The following is an 18,549-nucleotide window of genomic DNA, read 5'->3' as shown; positions in this document are numbered from 1 at the left end:
ACAGTGGCTGGCGAACTTCACCGTCTCGACGACGTTCCCGACGCTGCAGGCGATCGGCCTCGGATTCGCGTACGGCATCTACACGTTCTTCGCGGCACTCTCCCTGGTGTTCGTGGTGAGGCGCATCCGGGAGACGAAGGGCCGGGAGCTGGAAGAAATGTAACGTCCTGGCGGCCTCGCCAGCGGTAGCCTCGCCCGGCATGACAGCAGCCTCCTCGGTCACGCCACCCACGCCGCTCACTCCTGCGCTGCTACAGCCGGAGCGCGACGATGATCAACGGGAGGTGCGTGCGTCCACGTCGAGGCATTCGGCCGGGGACGGGGTCGTTCCCCGGCTCGTCGAGGCGCTACGGGCTGCCGAGGCTCCGATCGGTCCGCTGTCCTACGTCGCCACCGTCGACGACGTGATCGTGGGCCACGTCCTGCTGAGCGCCTGCCGGCTCGACGCACCCCACCAGCTGGTAGACGGCCTACGTAGGTCATTCCCAGTCGCTCCATCACCGCACGCGAGCGAGTGTTGTGGCGTTCGGTGAACGCGACGACCTCGCCCGAGCCGACCGTGTCGAAGGCGTACGCCAGCCCGGCCCGACCCAGCTCCGTCGCCAGCCCGCGTCCCGACGCCGAGGAAGGATCGCCCAGCCCGAGTTCGAGCCGGGGCCGGACCCATGCATGACCCCGGTCGCCCAGCGTCCCTCGATTCGACGCGTCACCTCGGCGTCGGCGGCCATCCGGGACAGGCCACCCCGACCGGCCAGCCAACCCAGACCGACAAGCCCACCACCAGACCGGTCGTACGCATCCACTTGGACACACCGTCCGCCTCCCACGCTGTGCCCATGCGGGTCGCGTTGCGGCGAGCCTCGTCGGTGCTCCATCGGCGGGCGTACCAGAACGCCACTGTGTCGTCGTCGTGGGGGCGGGCAAGATCGTCGGTGTGTGAAGGCTCGACCGGCTCGAGCCGGAGCCGTTCAGTGAGCCGCATCCGTACGGCCTTGGCGACGATGTCGCGCAGCCGGTCGTTGTCGGTGACGGTGACGGTGACGAGATAGTCCACCTCTCGGCGTACCGCTCCGTCCAACTCCCACCTCCAGTAGGCGATCTGCGTTTCGATCTGGGCGAGTTTCCAGCCAGGTCTCCTCGGTCAGCTCCCTGGCCTGGGCCAGCACGGACGTCCCCCCATCCGAGGACCAACGGGTGATCCTGGGCGGCCGAGCCTGGAGTGATCCTGATACGGCGGGGCGCGCCCTCCTGCCCTGGTGGGCGGCGGGTGGGGGAGGAGGTGGGGCTCGACGGAACATGTGCCTGGGCTTTGTCAGCGACCGTCGTCCTTGGCGTGCCCGCGGGCTTGGCTGTGCGGCGTGTGGATCGGCAGGGATGGGTATGGCGATACCGACTGCTGGCGTGGTGAAGGGTCTGTGGCAACAGGCCGCACCGGCTGCGCGGTGAGGATCTGTCTAAGGATGGAAGGCCAGTCCACGGAGGATGCGTAATGGCGACTGTCGAGTTGTACCCCGATGACGTTCATAACCAGCGGACGATCCGTCAGGGTCACCCGCCTGACTGGGTCAATCGGGAAGGTGGTGACTATGACCTGGTGGTGCTCGGTGGCGGACCGGGCGGGCTCATCGCCGCCACGACTGCTGCCGCAGGCGGGCTCCGTGTCGCGATGACGGAGCAGCGACTGACTGGCGGTACCTGTGTCAACTTTGGCTGTACGCCGAGCAAGGCGCTGATTCGCTGTGCACGCGCGGTGCACGATGCGGGTCGCGGGGGAGAGTTTGGCTTTCGGCTTGACACCCCACCTCGAGTTGATTTCGGGTCGGTCATGGAGCGGGTCCGCAGGATACGTTCCATGAGCAGCTCAGGCGATGCGGTCGAGGTGGCCGAGCAGGCGGGGGTGGAGGTCTACCTTGGGCACACGCGCTTCACCGCGCCGAATGCCGTGGAGGTCGATGGCCGGCCGCTGCGATTTCAGAAGGCTGTGATCGCCACCGGATCGGATCCCGTGGTGCCGCCCATCGAGGGACTGCGGACGGGTGAGTACCTGACCAACGAGACCGTCTTCTCGCTGACCGAGCTGCCGGCCAGGCTGGTCGTCATCGGCGGCGGTCCGCTGGGATGCGAGCTGGCCCAGGCTTTCCGCCGTCTCGGCAGCGAGGTGGATCTGGTCAGCCGTCCCAGGACCCTGCTGCCCAGGGATGAGCCGGAGGTCGGTGAGCTGATCGGTCGCCGGCTCGAGCAGGAAGGGCTAAGGCTCCATCTGGGGTTCACGGCAGTACGGGCAGGCGACGGCAGTTTGCTGGTGCAGGGCCCCGACGGGACGCGCGAGCTGGCTTATGATGCGCTGCTGCTCGCCGCCGGTCGCAAGCCGAACGTGGAACACCTGGACCTGGGCGCGGCAGGCGTGCACGTCGCCAGGTATGGCGTGGAGGTGGACGAGTACCTGTGCTCCGGCAACGCCAACATCTATGCCGTTGGCGATGCGGCCTTCCCACAGAAGTTCACCCACGCGGCCATGGCGACAGCGCGGCTGTCTATTGCGAACACGCTGGATGGAGCGCGTCGCCCGGCCCGGGAGCTTGTCATTCCCCACTGCACCTACACCGATCCCGAGGTGGCCGAGGTGGGCCTGACCCCGCGCCGAGCCCGCGATGAAGGTGTCGAGATCGACGCTTACCGGCTCGAGCTGGCCAAGGTGGAGCGGGCGTTCATCGACGGCGAGGAGGAGGGGTTCGGGGCGATCTACACCCGCAGCGGCAGCGGCGAGATCGTAGGAGCGACGCTTGTGGCGGCACACGCCGGTGAGATGATCAGCGAACTAACGCTGGCGATCACAAACCAGCTGCCACTGGAGGCGCTGGCCAACACGGTGCACTGCTACCCAACGCAGGCCGAGGTCTTCCAACGGATCGCACTACAGCACGCCAAACCCCAAAAGGTCGCAGTCCCACACCCGCGGTGAGGCCGTGTAGGAAGACGTTGCCAGGTCGGTGTGAGTGCTTCGATGGCGACCGGGTTGTTGGCAGGTAGGGCAGGTGTCGGCTAGGAGCGCGAGCACAATTTGGAGCTCGCGGAGAACCGCGTAGAGGCTCCGCCCGGCGCTGGGGCCTTGGGGCGGCGCCGCTTAAGGCGCGGTATGGCGGACGGCAGGCGTCGGGTGGTGGGTGCTGAGCCCGAGGGAGGGGGCGGGCGTGCCCGAGGTGTCGTTCGCGAACCTGTTCTTTGTCTCGCTGATCGCCCTGTGCGCGCCGACCGTCCTGGGATTCTTCCCCCGCTCGGGTATTCCGTCAGTTGTCGTGGCGATCGCGGCGGGTGTCGTGCTGGGCCCTGCCGGGCTGAAGCTGATTAGGGTGGACAGCCCGCTCGAGATTCTTGCCCTACTTGGGCTGGCGTTTCTGCTATTTCTGGCCGGCCTCGAGATCGACGTACGCCGCATGCGAGGCCATCTGTTGCGCGCGGTGCTGGCTGGCTATGGCTTGACGTTGGTGCTCAGTGTCCTTGCCGGGTTGCTGTTCGACGCACTGGACTGGGTGCGCAGCCCGCTACTGCTCGCGGTCACGCTGTCGGCGACCTCGCTGGGCCTGGTCGTTCCGGTGCTCACCGATGCCGGGGAGGCGGAGGGTGCAACCGGCCTGAGGGTGCTCGCCGCGGCCTCGGTGGCAGAGTTCGGCGGCGTGCTGCTGCTGTCCCTACTGTTCTCCACGTCGGGCGGAAGCATCGGCGAGCGGATCGTCATGCTGGTCGTGTTCGCAGCCCTGGTCGCGGCCGTCGGTGTCGCGGTGTCCCTGGCCGGCCGTTCGATGCGGCTCGGCGGCGTGCTCCGGCGCTTGCAGGACACCACTGCCGAGCTCCGCGTCCGGGCGGCGGTGGCGCTGCTGATCGGTTTCGTGGTGCTGGCCCAGAGGTTCGGCCTGGAGACCATTCTCGGCGCGTTCGTGGCCGGCGTCATAGTCGGCATCGTCGATCATGACACCACCACCCACCCGAGATTCCGGGCGAAGCTCGAGGCAATTGGCTACGGGTTCCTGGTCCCGGTCTTCTTCATCACCAGCGGGTTGCAACTGGACCTGCGTGGACTAGTCGCCAGCCCCTCGGCGCTACTGCGAGTGCCCGCGTTCCTGCTCGCACTGCTGATCGTCCACGGTGTACCGGCCGCACTCTACGTTCGGGCCGTTGGCACGCGGGCCTCGATCGCGGCGGGCTTGTTGCAGGCCACCTCGCTTCCACTGATAGTCGTCGCGGCGGAGATCGGGGTGGTGCAGGATCTACTGTCGCCGGTCAACGCGGCGGCGCTGGTCGGGGCCGGTCTGCTGTCCACGCTGATCTTCCCCGCGGCCGCGCTTGCTTTGCTCCGGCGCTCGTAATGGGTCATTCACGCCACGATCGTGGTCTTGATCCAGCCATCGATCCAGCAGTTTGGGCAAGCAGCGCCGAACAAGCCCAACCACGGCCGAGATCTCATTCGATGGAGCGAGCGCATCGGCGTAAGCATGCGGAGCCACAACAAGCTGCTCACCCTGCTGGGCCACCCCCTATACACGGCCGCCGGAGAGCTACCGTCGTCCGGCAGGGACGGCGCCGAGCGCGGAGCAGGCTCGGTCCAGTCTCGAGCATTTGAGCGTTCTGCTTGGAGTATCAGTTGCTCTCGTCTCGAAGTCGCCCAGGCAAAGGGCCTCACTGGCCAAGACGCCGCCTGTCGGATAGTTGAGCTGGCCAGAGCCGAAGGTCTCGCCTGTAAGGACGTGTGTGCGATCAGGTGCCCAGTTGGCAGTTTCCGCCCTACCTCTCCCGTCCTTCTTGTGTCCCACTCGTTCCGGGAGGGCACAAGCGCCGCCGGTCAGGGTGGGAGCGGTCGGCGCCGATGTCGATGTCGACGACAGCTCGTTCGTAGCGTGCGACGACCCGACCCGACCCGACCCGAGCCGAGCCTGGTTGCGGGTCAGGTCGTTCGAGCTTGCCGAAGGTCTTGGTGCCGGATCCAGGTCTGTCACTGGTCCCTCATCTCGATGAGGTGTTTGGGAAAGCCGTACCGGGAAGACTGTTCCGGTGGGGATCAAGTCTCCCGGTTTCCATGGCCGGCCGCGCTCGTCCGGGCCGCAGCTACCGCCCGGCCAGTACCTGACCGAGGACTTCCCGGTGCTCTCGGCCGGCCCGACACCGCGGGTCTTGCCGGATCAATGGGAGTTCGTCGTCACGACGGAGTCTGGGCAGAAGCACCGTTGGTCATGGGCCGATCTGATGGACCTGCCTAGCGAGGAGCCGACGGTCGACATCCACTGCGTCACGAAGTGGTCCAAGCTAGACACCACATGGGAGGGCGTGTCGCTGGACGTGCTGCTGTCCGATGTGGAGACCGTCGCCGACTTCGCGCTCGTCCACTCCTACGGCGGCTACACCACCAACCTGCCGCTCGAAGACCTCCTCGACGGTCAGGCATGGATCGCTTACAAGTACGACGGCGACGACCTCGCACCGGAGCACGGCGGGCCGGCCCGGCTACTCCTTCCGCACCTGTACTTCTGGAAGTCGGCCAAGTGGGTCCGCGGCATCCAGCTGCGGCTCGACGACGAGCCTGGATTCTGGGAGAGCGCCGGCTACCACGACTACGGTGACCCGTGGCGCGAGCAGCGGTATCAGGGCGACTGACCTGGCGGGTGGGTCGGCTGGTCGAGGCCCACCGGGAGACCGCGACGGCCCGCACGCTGGTCCTCGACGTGCCCGGCTGGCCCCGACACTTGCCGGGACAACACGTCGACGTCAGGCTCACCGCCGAGGACGGCTACTCGGCCCAGCGCAGCTACTCGATCGCCGCGCCCGCCGACGGCGGCCGGGTCGAGCTGACCGTCCAGAGCGTGCCCGGCGGCGAGGTGTCGCCGTACCTCGTTGACGTCTTCACGATCGGCGACCCTGTGGAGGTGCGCGGACCGGTCGGCGGCTGGTTCGTGTGGCGCCCGGATGCCACCGACCCGGTGCTGCTGGTCGGCGGCGGCTCCGGCATCGTGCCGCTGATGGCGATGGTCCGGGCCCGGCGGGCGGCGGGCAGCCGCACCCCCTTCCGCCTGCTCTACTCTGTGCGGACGCCGGCCGACGTCTACTACGCCGACGAGCTGCGTCGCCTCGCCCGCGACGACGGCGGCCTCGACGTGACGTACGCCTACACGCGCGCCGCCCCTGACAGCTGGCCGGTGCCGCCGCGCCGGATCGGCGTCGCCGACGTCAACACCGCCGGCTGGCCGGCGGACTTCGCACCGGCGTGCTTTGTCTGTGGGTCGACCGGCTTCGTCGAGACGGTCGCCGACATCCTCGTCGCGCTCGGCCACGACCCGCGGCGGGTCAGGACCGAACGCTTCGGCCCGAGCTAACCGGCAGACGCCCCCAGCGAACCGGGAGACACAGTGAGGTTGAGATGACCGATCAGTACGTGGATGGCAACGCGCTCGCCGGCCCGCTCCAGGAGGTCTTTGCGGTGGATGTCACCGGGGCCACCAGCCGCTGCGCCGGCTGCGGCCGAACCGGCCCGGTGGCGACCCTGCACGTGTACACGCATGCGCCCGGCCTGGTTGGCCGCTGCCCGGGATGCGACGGGGTGGTGCTGCGGCTGGTCCGCGGCCCCGGAAGCGCGTGGCTCGACCTGCGCGGCTCTGTGTTCCTGCGCGTACCCCTGTGACGCCGCCGCGGCATTCGAGGCCGCAGCCATGGCTCTGATAGCGGGTCGGCATGCTGAGGTGACGTTCAGGGCAACGAGCATGCGAGTGCTTCCTCCGCTCCACAGTCCGGCTATGGAGTGCCTCGCCGGGTGCTCCCGGGCTACCGCCGCTCGCGCCGCGTTGACCGGGCAACGCACCCACACGCCGACGTCGATGGCCGGCATGGTCGAAGCCCTCCGGGTACTACGCGCCACCCGCGGGTCAGCGGTCAAGTCCCGCCGCGCCGGGCTCCAGGCGTTGCACAACGGCATCGTCGAAGCCGCCGCCGAACTACGCGACCAGCTGCGCCACACCCAGATCACCGGGCTGGTGAACCAGATCGCACCCGAACTCACCGCCGCCATCGGCATCGGCCGCGAGCTCGCCGCCGCCGCCGCGTACGCAAAGGGTGCCCTTGCGTACCGCGGACTCCGTGCGCACTCTCGCCGGAACGCCGTGTGAAGCTTCACTCATGTCGAGCCGGTGGTCCTGAGGTGCGTTGGCACCATCGGTATCGGTGTCATTGCGGCCGTTGTAGGTCAGCGCCCGGGTCGCCTCCCAACAGCGGCCCCACACCGGCGTCGAGCCACCGCGGGGCCGCAGGAGGGCGGGCGGGTCCTGGGGGTGCGGACTCAGGACCACAGCACCCGGCTGGTAGTGCCCGCTTCTACAAACAAGGCCCGGCCCTCGCGCCGTCAGACACGCGGGGGCCGGGGCTCTCTTCGGTTGGGCCGGAACCGCGTGAGAGGCATCAAACCTGATCCCCACAGGCGGTCCGACCTAAACACTCTTGCGCAGTTAGGTCTCGGCGTCGTCAGAGTCGCGGTTTCCCTCACGCCGCAGGATCTGGGCTCGGTCGGCCAAGCTCGTCGAGGTAGACGGGTCCGTGGGCGGCACCGATAACCCGCTACCTCGGCTGCCAGTCATCTTGTGTCAAGCCGCGAGCCTCGGCGAGGTGGTCTGGGGAGGGGCGGTCTCACTCGTCACCACGTCGTCGCTGGCCGACCCCTCCAGGCGTACCCGTCAGACCGGCGAGGACGGCCGGCAGTTTCGGGCCACGTTCGTGGACGACACTGCCGATGCGCCGGCGTACGTCGAAGACTCCTGGGTCGGGGAGCACAGCCCGCGGCCCGGGCCCATAGCGCGCTTCCACTGCGATCGGTTCGGACCGGCTGTCAATGCTTCAAATGAACGGTGAAGTGCCGCTCCGTTTCACCGGCGGGGACAGGTGCGCACAAAGCCCCAGACGTTGGAATAGTCGCCCGACCGACATCGACACAAAGGGCTGGGAGATGGAGAAGAGCCTGCCCGGCTGCGAACCTTGCCTTACCCACCTCGCTGACGCGGCGCTTGTGATTCGTCGAGGCCGCCGAGGGGTCTACCCCCATCCGCATGTCCGGTATAGCCCCACGGTGACGTCACACCGCAATCGCAGTGGTGCGGCGACGGCGGATCGTCGATCATGTGGACCGGAGGATCCGACGGCTACCGCGTCGGCGCGGGAATCCGCTTGCTCGCCTTGGCCGCAAGCTCTTCGTCATCGACGAATGTGATCATCTCGACTCCAGGAGCGCACAGCATCACTACGACGAGCCGGCTCGTCCTATCTGCAAGCAGGTTCGAGATCGTGTAGTGGATGACAGCGCCGCCCGGTTCCCAGAAAGCTTCTCCGGCCTTGACCGGATAAGGCGCCTCACCCTCGAGCTCGAACAACATCTCCCCTTCGAGCATGTAGCCGAAAACGGGACCGGAGTGACGGTGAGGAGCGATACCTGGATCTCCCGGAGGTAGCTCAAGGAGTCGGACCATCGCGGAGGAACCCTGCACGACAAACGGCGGCACGACCTCCAACAGATCCTTCTCTACCAGGTTTGAAACAAGAGGCATACAAGAAGACTAGCTCCTCTGGTCCAGCCCTGCTGCTGTTCAATGCACGCCTGCACAAGAGGTTCTCTGGGCCGTTGCGGGTGCGCAGGATGGGGTCGAGTCGGTCACGATGGTCCACGGCACCTGTCCGGCAGGTGCCAGGCGCTCCTGCTCCCGCTTGCCGGAATAGTCGGGAGTTCGCTGGATGTGATGTACTTGGACGATCGAGAGCAACATGTGATGCCGAAATCCGTTTGCTGATCGGCTTCCAGTAGATTTGCGCGGCGGGGGCAAAAGTATGTCGTTGCGGCCTCACGTAAGCGGGCGGCGAGCTGATCGCATCGACAGCAACATCGACGCCGACTAAAGCCTCGTCCAGCCCTCGACCGGTCAATAAGTCAACGCCGTGCGACCGGCTAATCGGAACAGGGTCGTGCCCGTGGCGGTGCAGGGCGGCAACGGCGAGGGACCCGATGTTCCCGGATGCGCCGGCAAACGGCCACATGCATGCTTGGCTCCTATGTCAGGAGATCGCCGAATCACCGTTTACGAGGTAGCCCCCGCAGGCACGGCCATGAAGAGGTGCAGGGCCCGCGGATTGACGGTGCGGGCGATCTCACGGGGGAGGTCACGGATGGCGAGTGTGATCGCGCATGCGTCGTCGCAGCCGGTGATGCTGGCGTTGGAGAAGCCGCACGGGCGGGCTGTGCCTCTCGATCGGCTCCGGTCAGTAGGCGACGCTGATACGGGACCTCGGATGCTCAGCCCTCTCGATCTCGCCGATGAACGCGACGGCGTAGTCCTCGGTACTGATGTGGCTGTTGCCTTCGCCGTCGGTCAGCAGGGCGTCACCGCCGACGCGGAAGTTTCCGGTGCGTTCGCCGGGGGCGATGCTCGCGGCCGGGCAGATGTAGGTCCAGTCGAGGTCGTCGACCTTGCGCAGTCCGGCGAGCAGATCGGCGTGTGCCTGGGCCTCAGGCTTGACTGCGGCCGGGAAACCGGGCGTGTCCAACAGAACCGTGTCCGGCGCCACTCGGAGTGAGCCAGCACCGCCAACGATGACGACACGGCGCACACCGCTGGCGCGCACACCGACGAGCAAAGCGTGGTACAGGGCGACGAACGGGGCGCGCGGATCGGAGCCATCACGCGGCGGCACCAGCGCCGAGGCCACCACGTCGGCGCCCTTGACCAGTTCGGCAACTCTTTCGGCCGACCCGGCCTCGGCCGCCACTGCGGTCAGGAGTGGGCTGTCCACGGGGGCGCGTCCGGAGCGGGAGACAGCCACGACCTCGTGGCCACGGCGCACGGCCTCGGCCGCGATAGCGCTGCCTACCATGCCTGTGGCACCGAACAACACGATCTTCATGGGGTGTTCCTGCATCTCTTGCGCGCATGTAGTTGGGATGAGCCGGACCCGTGATCACAATTCGACCGCCGTACGCCCTGAAGCGTCACGGTGCCCTTTCCCAGGCGGCTTCCCGGCAAACCCTCCGTACGGAGACGTATGCCTCAGCTGGTTGCCGATCGCCCCATCCCGGTGCCAGGGTGAGGGCTGAGGACGAAGCATGTAATAGCTGCGATATCGGACCGATTGCCGAACCGTCGCGGTGTCGCCGTCCTGACACTGGATGACCGTCTCCCACCCGGTTCCCAGAACACCTCGCCGGCGCGTTACGACCCGCCGCGTGATCTGCACCAGCTGCTGAGCCTCGGCCGGCTCCAAGTCCCGGACAACACACCTCAGGCGCCCGTGCCATGACTTACCCCCAGCCACAGCCTCCCAGCACCAGCCACCCCCAGCACAAGCCGACACCATTACAGCGCCAACGTTTCCTGACGAGGCACTCTAGAAGCGAGCGTCGCGAGGGACGAAGACAGGCCCTCCCGGCGCAGGATCGCGCCCTTCTGACCGTTAGGAGCGCTCTCGTATTCTGCGACGATCGCCAACTTGTACTCCCGGCTGAACACCCGCCGGTAGGGGCGTGGCCCCGGGTCGGCCCCGAGGTCGAAGGAACGGACCGGTCATCAGATGGGGTGGACACGTGCACAAGGATCTCCGATACCGCCCTCGATCAGGTAGCCGAGGACTGACTCCCGGTGTCTCTCCTCAGCCTGACAAAGAGGGTGCTGCGGGTCCGCGCAGACACCACCACCACGGATGTGAGCGGGACATCAGTAGCGATGACATTCCTCGGATGTGGTAACAGCAGCAGCGACAACGAAAGGTCCACTCAAAACCGCGATTCTTGTGGAGCCGGATTTCTCGGTCGAAACCGAACCTGCAGGAGAAGAGAAGGCCTTCTCCTGCAGAACATCCACCGACACGTCAAGACTTGGTAATTACAAGAAGTTGTCGAAGTCGCCCAACGCACATCTCTAGGTGCTGACCTCTTCACGGAATTTGAGACAGATCGGGAAGTAGCCCCTCGGCGAACGCAGTCTGTGCTGCACAGTTTTGGTCTGCTCCAGGACGTCATCGACCGCTTCGAACGGCAGGTACGAAGTCAACTCGCCCAGATGGCCCGGCGCGAAGACGTCCGCGACGACCGTGATGAACCGCGAGACATGGACGGTGGGAGACTCGGACATGCGACGGAGCTCCTGTGAAGCAAGGTAATCTTGACAATCCCATGATCTATCGGAGCTCCGTGTACATTCCATCGTCGCGCAACCTTCGACCAAGGGTGATCAACCATGTATTGACCTTCCCGCGGTCGCCTTAACTACGGGGCATTGCTGCGTGATACGGCTGCGCCGCACCCCTGAACGGAGGTCTGTGGTGTGCAGGGCGGCATCTATCGGGGAACGGGGGGCAACGGTCAAGGACCCCTCGTTACGGGGGCTCTCGCATGCGTCGAATGCGCCATCAGCGGTGTACGGTCGATGGGCAGAGAGTGGCGCTGTAGCGCGCCTCAATGTGGTCGATCTGCGGGGTAAGACGCCGCGCTCCGACACCGCTAATACTGGCGGAACGAAAGTGTCGTGCAAGCCAGGAACTAGATACGGGGGGGGTGCCGGATGAAGGCGATCGTTGTGACAGATGAGGCAGCGGGAACGGCCGGGATGACACTGGTAGATCGGCCCGAGCCGGAACCGGCGACAAACGACGTCGTCGTTCAGGTTCATGCGTCGGGGTTCACCTCGGGTGAGCTGACGTGGCCGTCGACGTGGACTGATCGCCTTGGCCGTGACCGAACACCGTCGACTCCCGGGCAAGAGCTGGCCGGAGTGGTCACCGCTCTCGGCTATGGCACGAGAGGGCTGTCGGTGGGACAGCGGGTGTTCGGCCTCACGGACTCGTATCGCGGCGGCGGGCTGGCGGAGTATGTGGCGATCGAGGCACGCAACCTCGCGCCGCTGCCGGCCGACGTTGACTTCACGGTGGGCGCGAGCCTGCCGATGCCAGGTCTGACTGCGTGGCAAGGGCTGTTCGAGCACGGCCGTCTTCAGGCGGGGCAGAGCGTCCTCGTGCACGGTGCGGCTGGCTCAGTTGGTTCGATGGTGACGCAACTGGCACGTGAGTTTGGTGCCTACGTCATCGGCACCGGACGCGCGGCCGACCGTCAGAAGGCGCTCGATTTCGGCGCGATGGAGTTCGTCGACCTTGAGAACGACACGCTGGAAGACGTCGGCGGCGTCGATCTGTTGTTCGACGTCATTGGCGGCGACATCCAGGAGCGGTCCGCAGGCGTGATCCGAGCTGGAGGAACACTGGTGACCATCGCCGGGCAGCCCGAGGCGCGGCCCGCGGACGGCTTGGCGATCGACTTTGTAGTTGCGTCCGATCGTGCCCAACTGGGTGAGATTGTCCACCGGGTGCGGGACCGGCGATTGCGGACGAACATCGGCAACGTCGCAACCCTCGACGACGCCGTCGCCGCCTTCAATCCGACCGAGCGGATCAGCGGGCAGACCATCATCCGCATTCGTCCGTGAGCGACTCGCGCCCATCGATGCAACATTTCCATCAAAGAGACAATGCCTGAGGAGACAATTCCCATGAAGGCGATCGTGGTGACGGACCAGGCTGCGGGAACGGCCGGGATGACGCTTGTGGAGCGGCCCGAGCCGCCGGCAGCGATAAACGACGTCATCGTTCAGATACATGCGTCGGGATTCGTCCCGACTGAGCTGGAGTGGCCCTCGACCTGGACCGATCGCATGGACCGTGACCGAACACCGTCGATCCCTGGGCACGAGATGGCCGGAGTGGTCACCGCTCTCGGGTACGGCACGACCGGTCTGTCTGTGGGACAGCGGGTGTTCGGCCTCACGGACTGGCATCGCGACGGCACCCTGGCGGAGTACGTGGCCGTCGAGGCACGCAACCTCGCGCCCCTGCCAGGCGACGTCGACTTCACGGTGGGCGCGAGCCTGCCAATCTCGGGCCTGACCGCGTGGCAAGGGCTGTTCGACCACGGCCGCCTTCGGGCGGGGCAGAGCGTCCTCGCGCACGGCGCGGCCGGCGCAGTCGGGACGATGGTGACGCAACTCGCGCGCGAGGCTGGCGCGTATGTCATCGGTACGGGGCGCGGTGCCGACCGTCAGAAGGCACTCGACTTCGGCGCGCAGGAGTTCGTCGACCTCGACAACGACGCTCTGGAAGACGTCGGCGGTGTCGATCTGGTTTTCGATGTCATCGGCGGAGACATCGGGAGGCGGTCCGCAGGCCTGATTCGCGCCGCAGGAACGCTGGTGAGTGTCGTCGGGCCGCCGGGGGCGCGGCCCGCCGACGGCCTGGCGGTCGACTTCGTTGTCGAGTCCGATCGTGGCCAACTGGGCGAGATCGTCCAGCGGGTGCGGGACCGACGACTGCGGACGAACATCGGCAACGTCGCGACCCTCGACGACGCCTTTGCGGCCCTCAATCCGACCGAGCGCCGAAAGGGGAAAACGATCATCAGCGTCCGTCCGTGAGGACTCGGAGACGCGATTGTCGGGCTGTAGGTCGGCACAGCCAGGCTGGCGTTCCCTGAGCAACTGGTGAGATCAAGCTCGTCGCCAATATATAGCCAGCTAGTGTTGCGTGACTCTGATGAGTTTACTTGGCGTTGTTGTCCACGAGCTTCTTGATGTCGGTCTGGACGAGTTGAACTTTGGCGAGGACCTCGTCGGCTGCGGCGGTCCAGGTGAACGGCTCGGTAGGGTTGGTTGTGGCTGGTCGGTGGGTTGGTTGATTCATGCCACCTCGGGCAGTCGGGGCGCGGGGTCTGCGGGTGAACCGCGCATTCCGATACCGGAATGCCGATGGTCGCGATTACTGTGCTTCGGCGCTTCGGTGCTCGGAAGAACTGCTCGTTACCGTCCAACCACCACGTGATGGCTCCGGCGACCCCAGTCCGCCGCCCAGAGCACCAGGTGGTCGCTCGGCTGCTCCCAGCTCACTTTCATCACCGGGCGTGCCGTGCCGGCTTTCCGCATTGACGTCAGCACGGATCGATCCTGCTGGTCCAACGTCCGCCCCCTTGACTCCAAGATCGTCTCCCCGAGCCTGCGGCCGGGCAGATTCGCAAGGAGTCCTGTCAGACAGTGACTGCGGGTCGACGATCACGGCCGCCAACGCATGAACGCGCCCGTCAAGGCGGGAGCGGGCGGATTCGTTGAGGTAGGCGGTGATCATGGATCGGCAAAGGTACCGGTCATGCCCCCAGATGCCTGACCTCACCCTGCGGTAGGGGTGACTCGCCGAGCCCTGGTGACCATGCGACCTCGGACGCGGAGCCGGCGGTTTTGCAGCTGGTCAGCCCAGTGCGCGGTCGAGGTTGAACGCGGCGCTGATCAGTGCCAGGTGGGTGAACGCCTGCGGGAAGTTGCCCTGTTGTTCTCCGGTATGACTGATCTGCTCTGCGTACAAACCAAGGTGGTTGGCGTACGTCAGCATCTTCTCGAAGGCGAGCCGGGCGTCCTCCACGCGTCCGGCGCGGGTGAGCGCCTCGACGTACCAGAACGAGCAGATGGAGAACGTGCCCTCCACACCCCGGAGGCCGTCCGGACTCGCTCGCGGGTCGTAGCGGTAGACGAGCGAGTCCGACACCAGGCCCTCGGTCAGCGCGTCGAGGGTCGACAGCCACTTGGGGTCGGTAGGGGAGATGAACTTCGCCAGCGGCATCATCAGGACAGCGGCGTCCAGGACGTCGTCGCCCTCATGTTGGACGAACGCCTGCCGCGTGTCGGACCAACCATGGCGCATGATCTCCTGGTAGATCGTGTCTCGGACCATGCCCCAGTGGGACACGTCGGCCGGCAGTCCCCGGGCCCGGGCGATGCGGATGGCGCGTTCGATCGCCACCCAGCACATGAGCCGGGAGTACAGGAAGTTCTTCCTGCCGCCACGGGTCTCCCAGACGCCCTCGTCGGGCTGGTTCCAGTGCTCGCAGACCCATTCGACCAGGTCGGACACCGTGTTCCAGAGGTCGCTGGAGATGGGCTCGCCCCACTTGTTGTAGAGGTAGACGGAGTCGATGAGCGCGCCGTAGATGTCTAGCTGGAGCTGGTCCGCCGCGGCGTTGCCGACTCGCACCGGCGCCGAACCCTGGTAGCCCTCCAGGTCGGGCAGTCTCCGTTCGGGCAGGTCGGTACGCCCGTCGATGCCGTACATGATCTGCAGAGGTCCGGACGGCCGGTCGGCGCGCAGGTCGATCCGCTCGGTCAGGAAGCTCATGAATTCCGCGGCCTCCTCGGTGAAGCCGAGCCTGAGCAGGGCGTAGACGCAGAACGCCGCATCACGGACCCAGAGGTAGCGGTAGTCCCAGTTTCGCTCTCCGCCGATGTGCTCAGGCAGGCTCGTGGTCGGCGCGGCGACGATGGCACCAGTGGGTGCATAGGTGAGCAGTTTCAACGTCAGTGCGGAGCGGTGCACCATCTCCCGCCAGCGGCCGCGGTACCGCGAGGCTGAGAGCCAGCGCCGCCAGAACGCCACCGTGGCGGTGAACTCCCGTTCGGCCTCGGCGTGTGGGCAGCCGCGCGGTGGCACCTCGCCGCTGACCTGGTCCAGGGCGAACACCTCGGACTCGCCCTGAGTGAGCCTGAACTCCGCCCGTACGTCCCGGCCGTCGCACTCCAACGGCACCGTGGCGGTCAGCGCGAGCGAGAGCGCCTCGGACTCGAAGAGCGCCACGTGGTCGAGCATCCGTACGGTGTGCTGCTGGGCGGCGTACCCGAACCGGGGAGCGACCCGGGCCCGGAACGGGATCGTTCCGCGTACGCACACCACCCGCCGGATCAGCCGATGCCGGTCGGCCTCGCTGGATTCGCTGACCGGCATGAAGTCCTGGATCTCGCCCACCCCTTCCTCGGTGAAGAACCGGGTGATCAACACGTTCGTATCGGGGAAGTAGAACTGCTTCGTCCTGGCCGGCGCGATCGCGCACAGCTCGAACGCCCCACCCCGGTCCGCGTCGAGGATCGCGGCGAAAACACTTGGCGCGTCGAACGACGGACAGCAGTACCAGTCGATCGTGCCGTTTGTACCCACCAGGGCCACAGTGCGAAGATCACCGACCAGCCCATGATCGGCGACGGGGAGGTAGCGGGCGGCCGAGCCTTGGTACGTGGATGTGTCAGCCATCGTGGCAACCTTCCTCTACCACTTCATGGTGCGTCGGACGACGACCCTCGCGGTAGGGACTCCTGCCGAGAGCGGTGCCCGGCCTGGCTCTCGATGGCGACCGCAGGAATTCTGATCCTTCCCGTGAAGCCTGAATAACATGGATTGGTCAGCTTGTGTTGCCCTTGGTGGCAATGGAGCCACCCCGTAGGAGACATTGCTGTTTGTACTGAATGGCGTGCGGTCTGTCGTAGCACCAGACCATGTCTGCGGCCGCGGGACAATGGGGGTCCGAGGTGATGTGGTCGCCTCACACCGAGGGTCGGATTGACGTGCCCGGCGCCTCTGGAGGCGAAGAACGCGATGGCCGCCATGTCGTCGCGGTACGTGCTGAGCTCCACGCCGACTGCGCTGCGGCCGATGATGACGACGCGTTCGGGGTCTCCTTGAGGCTGGTGGCCTCGCGGTTGGTCCACACCGGCACCTGGTCGAGCCAATGGACGTCGCGCCGGCCCTCGGCCTCCTCCTGGCCACCGCCTCCCGACCGGCCCCAGGCCGACGACGACCGCATCGAACTGCTCGCTCACGCCTGCGTGATGCCCCGCGACCTCGTCGCAGTCGCGGGAGGATCGTCGCCTTTGTCCTCGCCCGGTGGGTGTCTCAAGACCCTGGTGAGGTGGTGGTCGGACAGGTGCAGTGAAAGGGCAGACGACCGGAGGGTGATCATGAAGGCAATTGCGGTCGTGCCCAGGCAGGCGGGTAGTGCGCATCTGACCGAGGTCCGGAAGCCGTCGGTCGACGACGTTCCCGGCGGACGTGGCGTCATGGTCCGGGTTCTCCAGGTCGGCTTGGACGGGACGGACAAGGAGATCAACGCCGGCGTGTATGGTGCGGCACCACCAGGCGACGACGTCCTGATCACGGGGCACGAGAGCCTCGGCGTGGTCGAGCAGGTGGGCCCCGCCGTCACCGAGCTGGCCCCTGGCGACCACGTAGTCGCTCGCGTCCGCCGGGCGGGTTCGAGTCAGTACGACATGCTGGACATGCCCGACATGACGACCGACGACGCCTACTTCGAGCACGGCATCAGTCGCGTCCACGGGTTCCTCACGGAGTACTACGTCGAGGAGCCGCGGTACCTCATCCAGATCCCGGAGCACCTCTCGCACGTCGCGGTGCTGCTGGAGCCGACCAGTATCGTCGAGAAGGGCGTGCTCCAGGCGGACGAGATCCAACGCCGCCTCAAGGTGTGGCGACCCCGCCGGGCAGCCGTCCTGGGCGCCGGCACGATCGGCCTACTCGCCACGATGATCCTGCGGAACCGCGGCCTGCAGGTCACCACGCTCGGACAGCGCGAGGCGCCGTACCTCAACTCCGACCTGGTGGAGGCGTTCGGTGCGCGCTACGCCAGCACCAGAGCGACGCCGTTGGCGGACGTGGCCGGCGAACACGGCTTCGATCTCGTCTTCGAGGCCACTGGCTACTCACCGATCGTCTTCGACGCGATGTCCCACCTGCTCGCCAAGAACGGTGTGCTCGTCCTGTCCAGCGTCACCGGCGGCACCCGGCGGACCGAGATTCCCTCCGACGCGATCAACCTGGATTTTGTCCTGGGCAACAAAGCGATGTTCGGCACGGTGAACGCCAATCGGGAGCACTTCGACGCGGGCGTCCGTGATCTCGCCGTGGCCGAGCTCCAGCATCCGGGCTGGCTCTCCCGCCTCCTCACCCACGCGGTCCGCGGGCTCGACCACTTCAGCGACGCGCTCGACCAGCTCAGTGCGCCCGGCGCCATCAAGGTCTACGTCGAGGTCAGCTCCTGAGGAGACGCCGTGCGGTGGCGGACGTGGTGGCGCGAGCTGTCCGAACGCCGGCGGCACGCGCTCGTCGGCGGACCGTGTGTGTCGCTGAGAGCGTTGCTGAGAGGACTACGCGGCCGTAGCTACCAGGGCACGATCACCGAGATTGAGAGTCCGCCTACATTGCTGGGGGAAAGTCGCTGGAATTCGCATCCGCTGGGATGGTGAGCCAGCGAGCCACGACAGCTTCCTTCCCGCCGACTCGGGCTCGGTGAAGAGGATCAGCATCTGAACTCCTCTGCCATCCCACGGACGTACACCGGCTCCTGCGCGATCTGCACATCCAACCCGCGAACCGCCGACTCCTGGATCCCTGCCGCATCTACGGTCGCCTTCTCCGCTTCAGACACTGATGATCCTCTCCTGCCGGAGGAACGCCCCAGCATTCCGGATCACCGGCTCACCCACGAAATTCCTGACTGTCCCAGGCGAGGTGGTCGACCACCCGCCGACGGGGGACTTAGAGCCTGTTCCTGAACCTGGTTCTCTGGTGTGAGCTTCGTCTCTGTTGATCTTGGTGGCCGTGTCTTCGCTGGTAATGGAAGGAACTCCTGGTAGATCGAGCGGTGCTTGAAGTCGCCGATATACC

17 protein-coding genes and 2 pseudogenes are annotated in these 18,549 nt (G+C 66.4%); 11 read left to right on the top strand and 8 right to left on the bottom strand.

Translation table 11 applies throughout. The features are described from left to right. Positions 1-7 precede the first annotated feature (7 nt). Both ABNF93_RS34015 and ABNF93_RS34010 read left to right on the top strand, forming a co-directional pair. Entirely contained in the window at positions 8-163 is a 156-nt protein-coding gene (locus ABNF93_RS34015; RefSeq protein WP_349332376.1) for an MFS transporter, read from the top strand. A 37-nt stretch (positions 164-200) separates the two neighbouring features. Continuing rightward, positions 201-533 (top strand): GNAT family N-acetyltransferase, encoded by a 333-nt coding sequence (locus ABNF93_RS34010; protein WP_349332377.1) that lies wholly within the window; start codon positions 201-203, stop codon positions 531-533. Positions 534-537: 4 nt separating this feature from the next. Here ABNF93_RS34010 and ABNF93_RS34005 read toward each other — a convergent pair. Then, positions 538-813 (bottom strand): annotated as a pseudogene (locus ABNF93_RS34005) (hypothetical protein); the annotation flags it as partial. After that, the gene (locus ABNF93_RS34000; protein WP_349332375.1) at positions 707-1,078 is read right to left on the bottom strand and encodes a GNAT family N-acetyltransferase; all 372 of its coding nucleotides are present in this window, start codon (positions 1,076-1,078) and stop codon (positions 707-709) included. The pseudogene ABNF93_RS34005 and the gene ABNF93_RS34000, both read right to left, overlap by 107 nt. A gap of 516 nt (positions 1,079-1,594) precedes the next feature. On the opposite strand from ABNF93_RS34000, the gene ABNF93_RS33995 reads away from it, so the two are divergent. The 6 genes from ABNF93_RS33995 to ABNF93_RS33970 all read left to right on the top strand — a co-directional run bounded on the left by ABNF93_RS33995 (position 1,595) and on the right by ABNF93_RS33970 (position 7,148). After that, entirely contained in the window at positions 1,595-2,962 is a 1,368-nt protein-coding gene (locus ABNF93_RS33995) for an FAD-dependent oxidoreductase (RefSeq protein WP_349332374.1), read from the top strand. 229 nt (positions 2,963-3,191) lie between these two features. Continuing rightward, a complete protein-coding gene (locus tag ABNF93_RS33990; protein ID WP_349332373.1) occupies positions 3,192-4,364 on the top strand; it encodes a cation:proton antiporter in 1,173 nt (390 codons plus the stop codon). Between the two features lie 682 nt (positions 4,365-5,046). Next, a complete protein-coding gene (locus ABNF93_RS33985) occupies positions 5,047-5,646 on the top strand; it encodes a sulfite oxidase-like oxidoreductase (protein ID WP_349332372.1) in 600 nt (199 codons plus the stop codon). Then, a complete protein-coding gene (locus ABNF93_RS33980; protein WP_349332371.1) occupies positions 5,616-6,362 on the top strand; it encodes a ferredoxin reductase in 747 nt (248 codons plus the stop codon). The genes ABNF93_RS33985 and ABNF93_RS33980 overlap by 31 nt, the downstream gene beginning before the upstream one ends. A gap of 44 nt (positions 6,363-6,406) precedes the next feature. After that, positions 6,407-6,667, top strand: coding sequence for a DUF6510 family protein (locus ABNF93_RS33975; protein ID WP_349332370.1), 261 nt, complete (start codon positions 6,407-6,409; stop codon positions 6,665-6,667). A gap of 112 nt (positions 6,668-6,779) precedes the next feature. Then, positions 6,780-7,148: a hypothetical protein gene (locus tag ABNF93_RS33970; protein WP_349332369.1), complete on the top strand. Its 369-nt coding sequence runs from the start codon at positions 6,780-6,782 to the stop codon at positions 7,146-7,148. Between the two features lie 514 nt (positions 7,149-7,662). Here the strand turns inward: ABNF93_RS33970 and ABNF93_RS33965 are convergent. From ABNF93_RS33965 to ABNF93_RS33950, 4 genes and pseudogenes are all read right to left on the bottom strand, one after another. Continuing rightward, positions 7,663-7,839, bottom strand: coding sequence for a hypothetical protein (locus ABNF93_RS33965; protein WP_349332368.1), 177 nt, complete (start codon positions 7,837-7,839; stop codon positions 7,663-7,665). 332 nt (positions 7,840-8,171) lie between these two features. Beyond that, on the bottom strand, positions 8,172-8,573 hold the full coding sequence (locus ABNF93_RS33960; protein WP_349332367.1) for a cupin domain-containing protein: 402 nt from the start codon (positions 8,571-8,573) through the stop codon (positions 8,172-8,174). A 706-nt stretch (positions 8,574-9,279) separates the two neighbouring features. Then, positions 9,280-9,921, bottom strand: coding sequence for an NAD(P)-dependent oxidoreductase (locus ABNF93_RS33955; RefSeq protein WP_349332366.1), 642 nt, complete (start codon positions 9,919-9,921; stop codon positions 9,280-9,282). A 1,067-nt stretch (positions 9,922-10,988) separates the two neighbouring features. Then, positions 10,989-11,144, bottom strand: a pseudogene (locus ABNF93_RS33950) (transposase domain-containing protein); the annotation flags it as partial. A gap of 429 nt (positions 11,145-11,573) precedes the next feature. On the opposite strand from ABNF93_RS33950, the gene ABNF93_RS33945 reads away from it, so the two are divergent. Further along, positions 11,574-12,491 carry an NADP-dependent oxidoreductase gene (locus ABNF93_RS33945; protein WP_349332365.1) on the top strand — a complete coding sequence of 306 codons (918 nt, stop codon included), beginning with the start codon at positions 11,574-11,576 and terminating at the stop codon, positions 12,489-12,491. A 63-nt stretch (positions 12,492-12,554) separates the two neighbouring features. Next, complete coding sequence (locus ABNF93_RS33940) at positions 12,555-13,472, top strand: NADP-dependent oxidoreductase (RefSeq protein ID WP_349332364.1); 918 nt, start codon at positions 12,555-12,557, stop codon at positions 13,470-13,472. A gap of 124 nt (positions 13,473-13,596) precedes the next feature. On the opposite strand, the gene ABNF93_RS33935 is transcribed toward ABNF93_RS33940, so the two are convergent. Further along, positions 13,597-13,737, bottom strand: coding sequence for a hypothetical protein (locus ABNF93_RS33935; protein WP_349332363.1), 141 nt, complete (start codon positions 13,735-13,737; stop codon positions 13,597-13,599). A 558-nt stretch (positions 13,738-14,295) separates the two neighbouring features. Beyond that, complete coding sequence (locus ABNF93_RS33930; RefSeq protein WP_349332362.1) at positions 14,296-16,122, bottom strand: glycoside hydrolase family 15 protein; 1,827 nt, start codon at positions 16,120-16,122, stop codon at positions 14,296-14,298. Between the two features lie 704 nt (positions 16,123-16,826). On the opposite strand from ABNF93_RS33930, the gene ABNF93_RS33925 reads away from it, so the two are divergent. After that, the gene (locus ABNF93_RS33925; protein WP_349332361.1) at positions 16,827-17,924 is read left to right on the top strand and encodes a glucose 1-dehydrogenase; all 1,098 of its coding nucleotides are present in this window, start codon (positions 16,827-16,829) and stop codon (positions 17,922-17,924) included. Positions 17,925-18,549: the final 625 nt, after the last annotated feature.

It is taken from the genome of Actinopolymorpha sp. B9G3, from assembly GCF_040120725.1.
Lineage (GTDB): Bacteria > Actinomycetota > Actinomycetes > Propionibacteriales > Actinopolymorphaceae > Thermasporomyces.
This window is presented reverse-complemented; position numbering and strand designations above follow the sequence as displayed.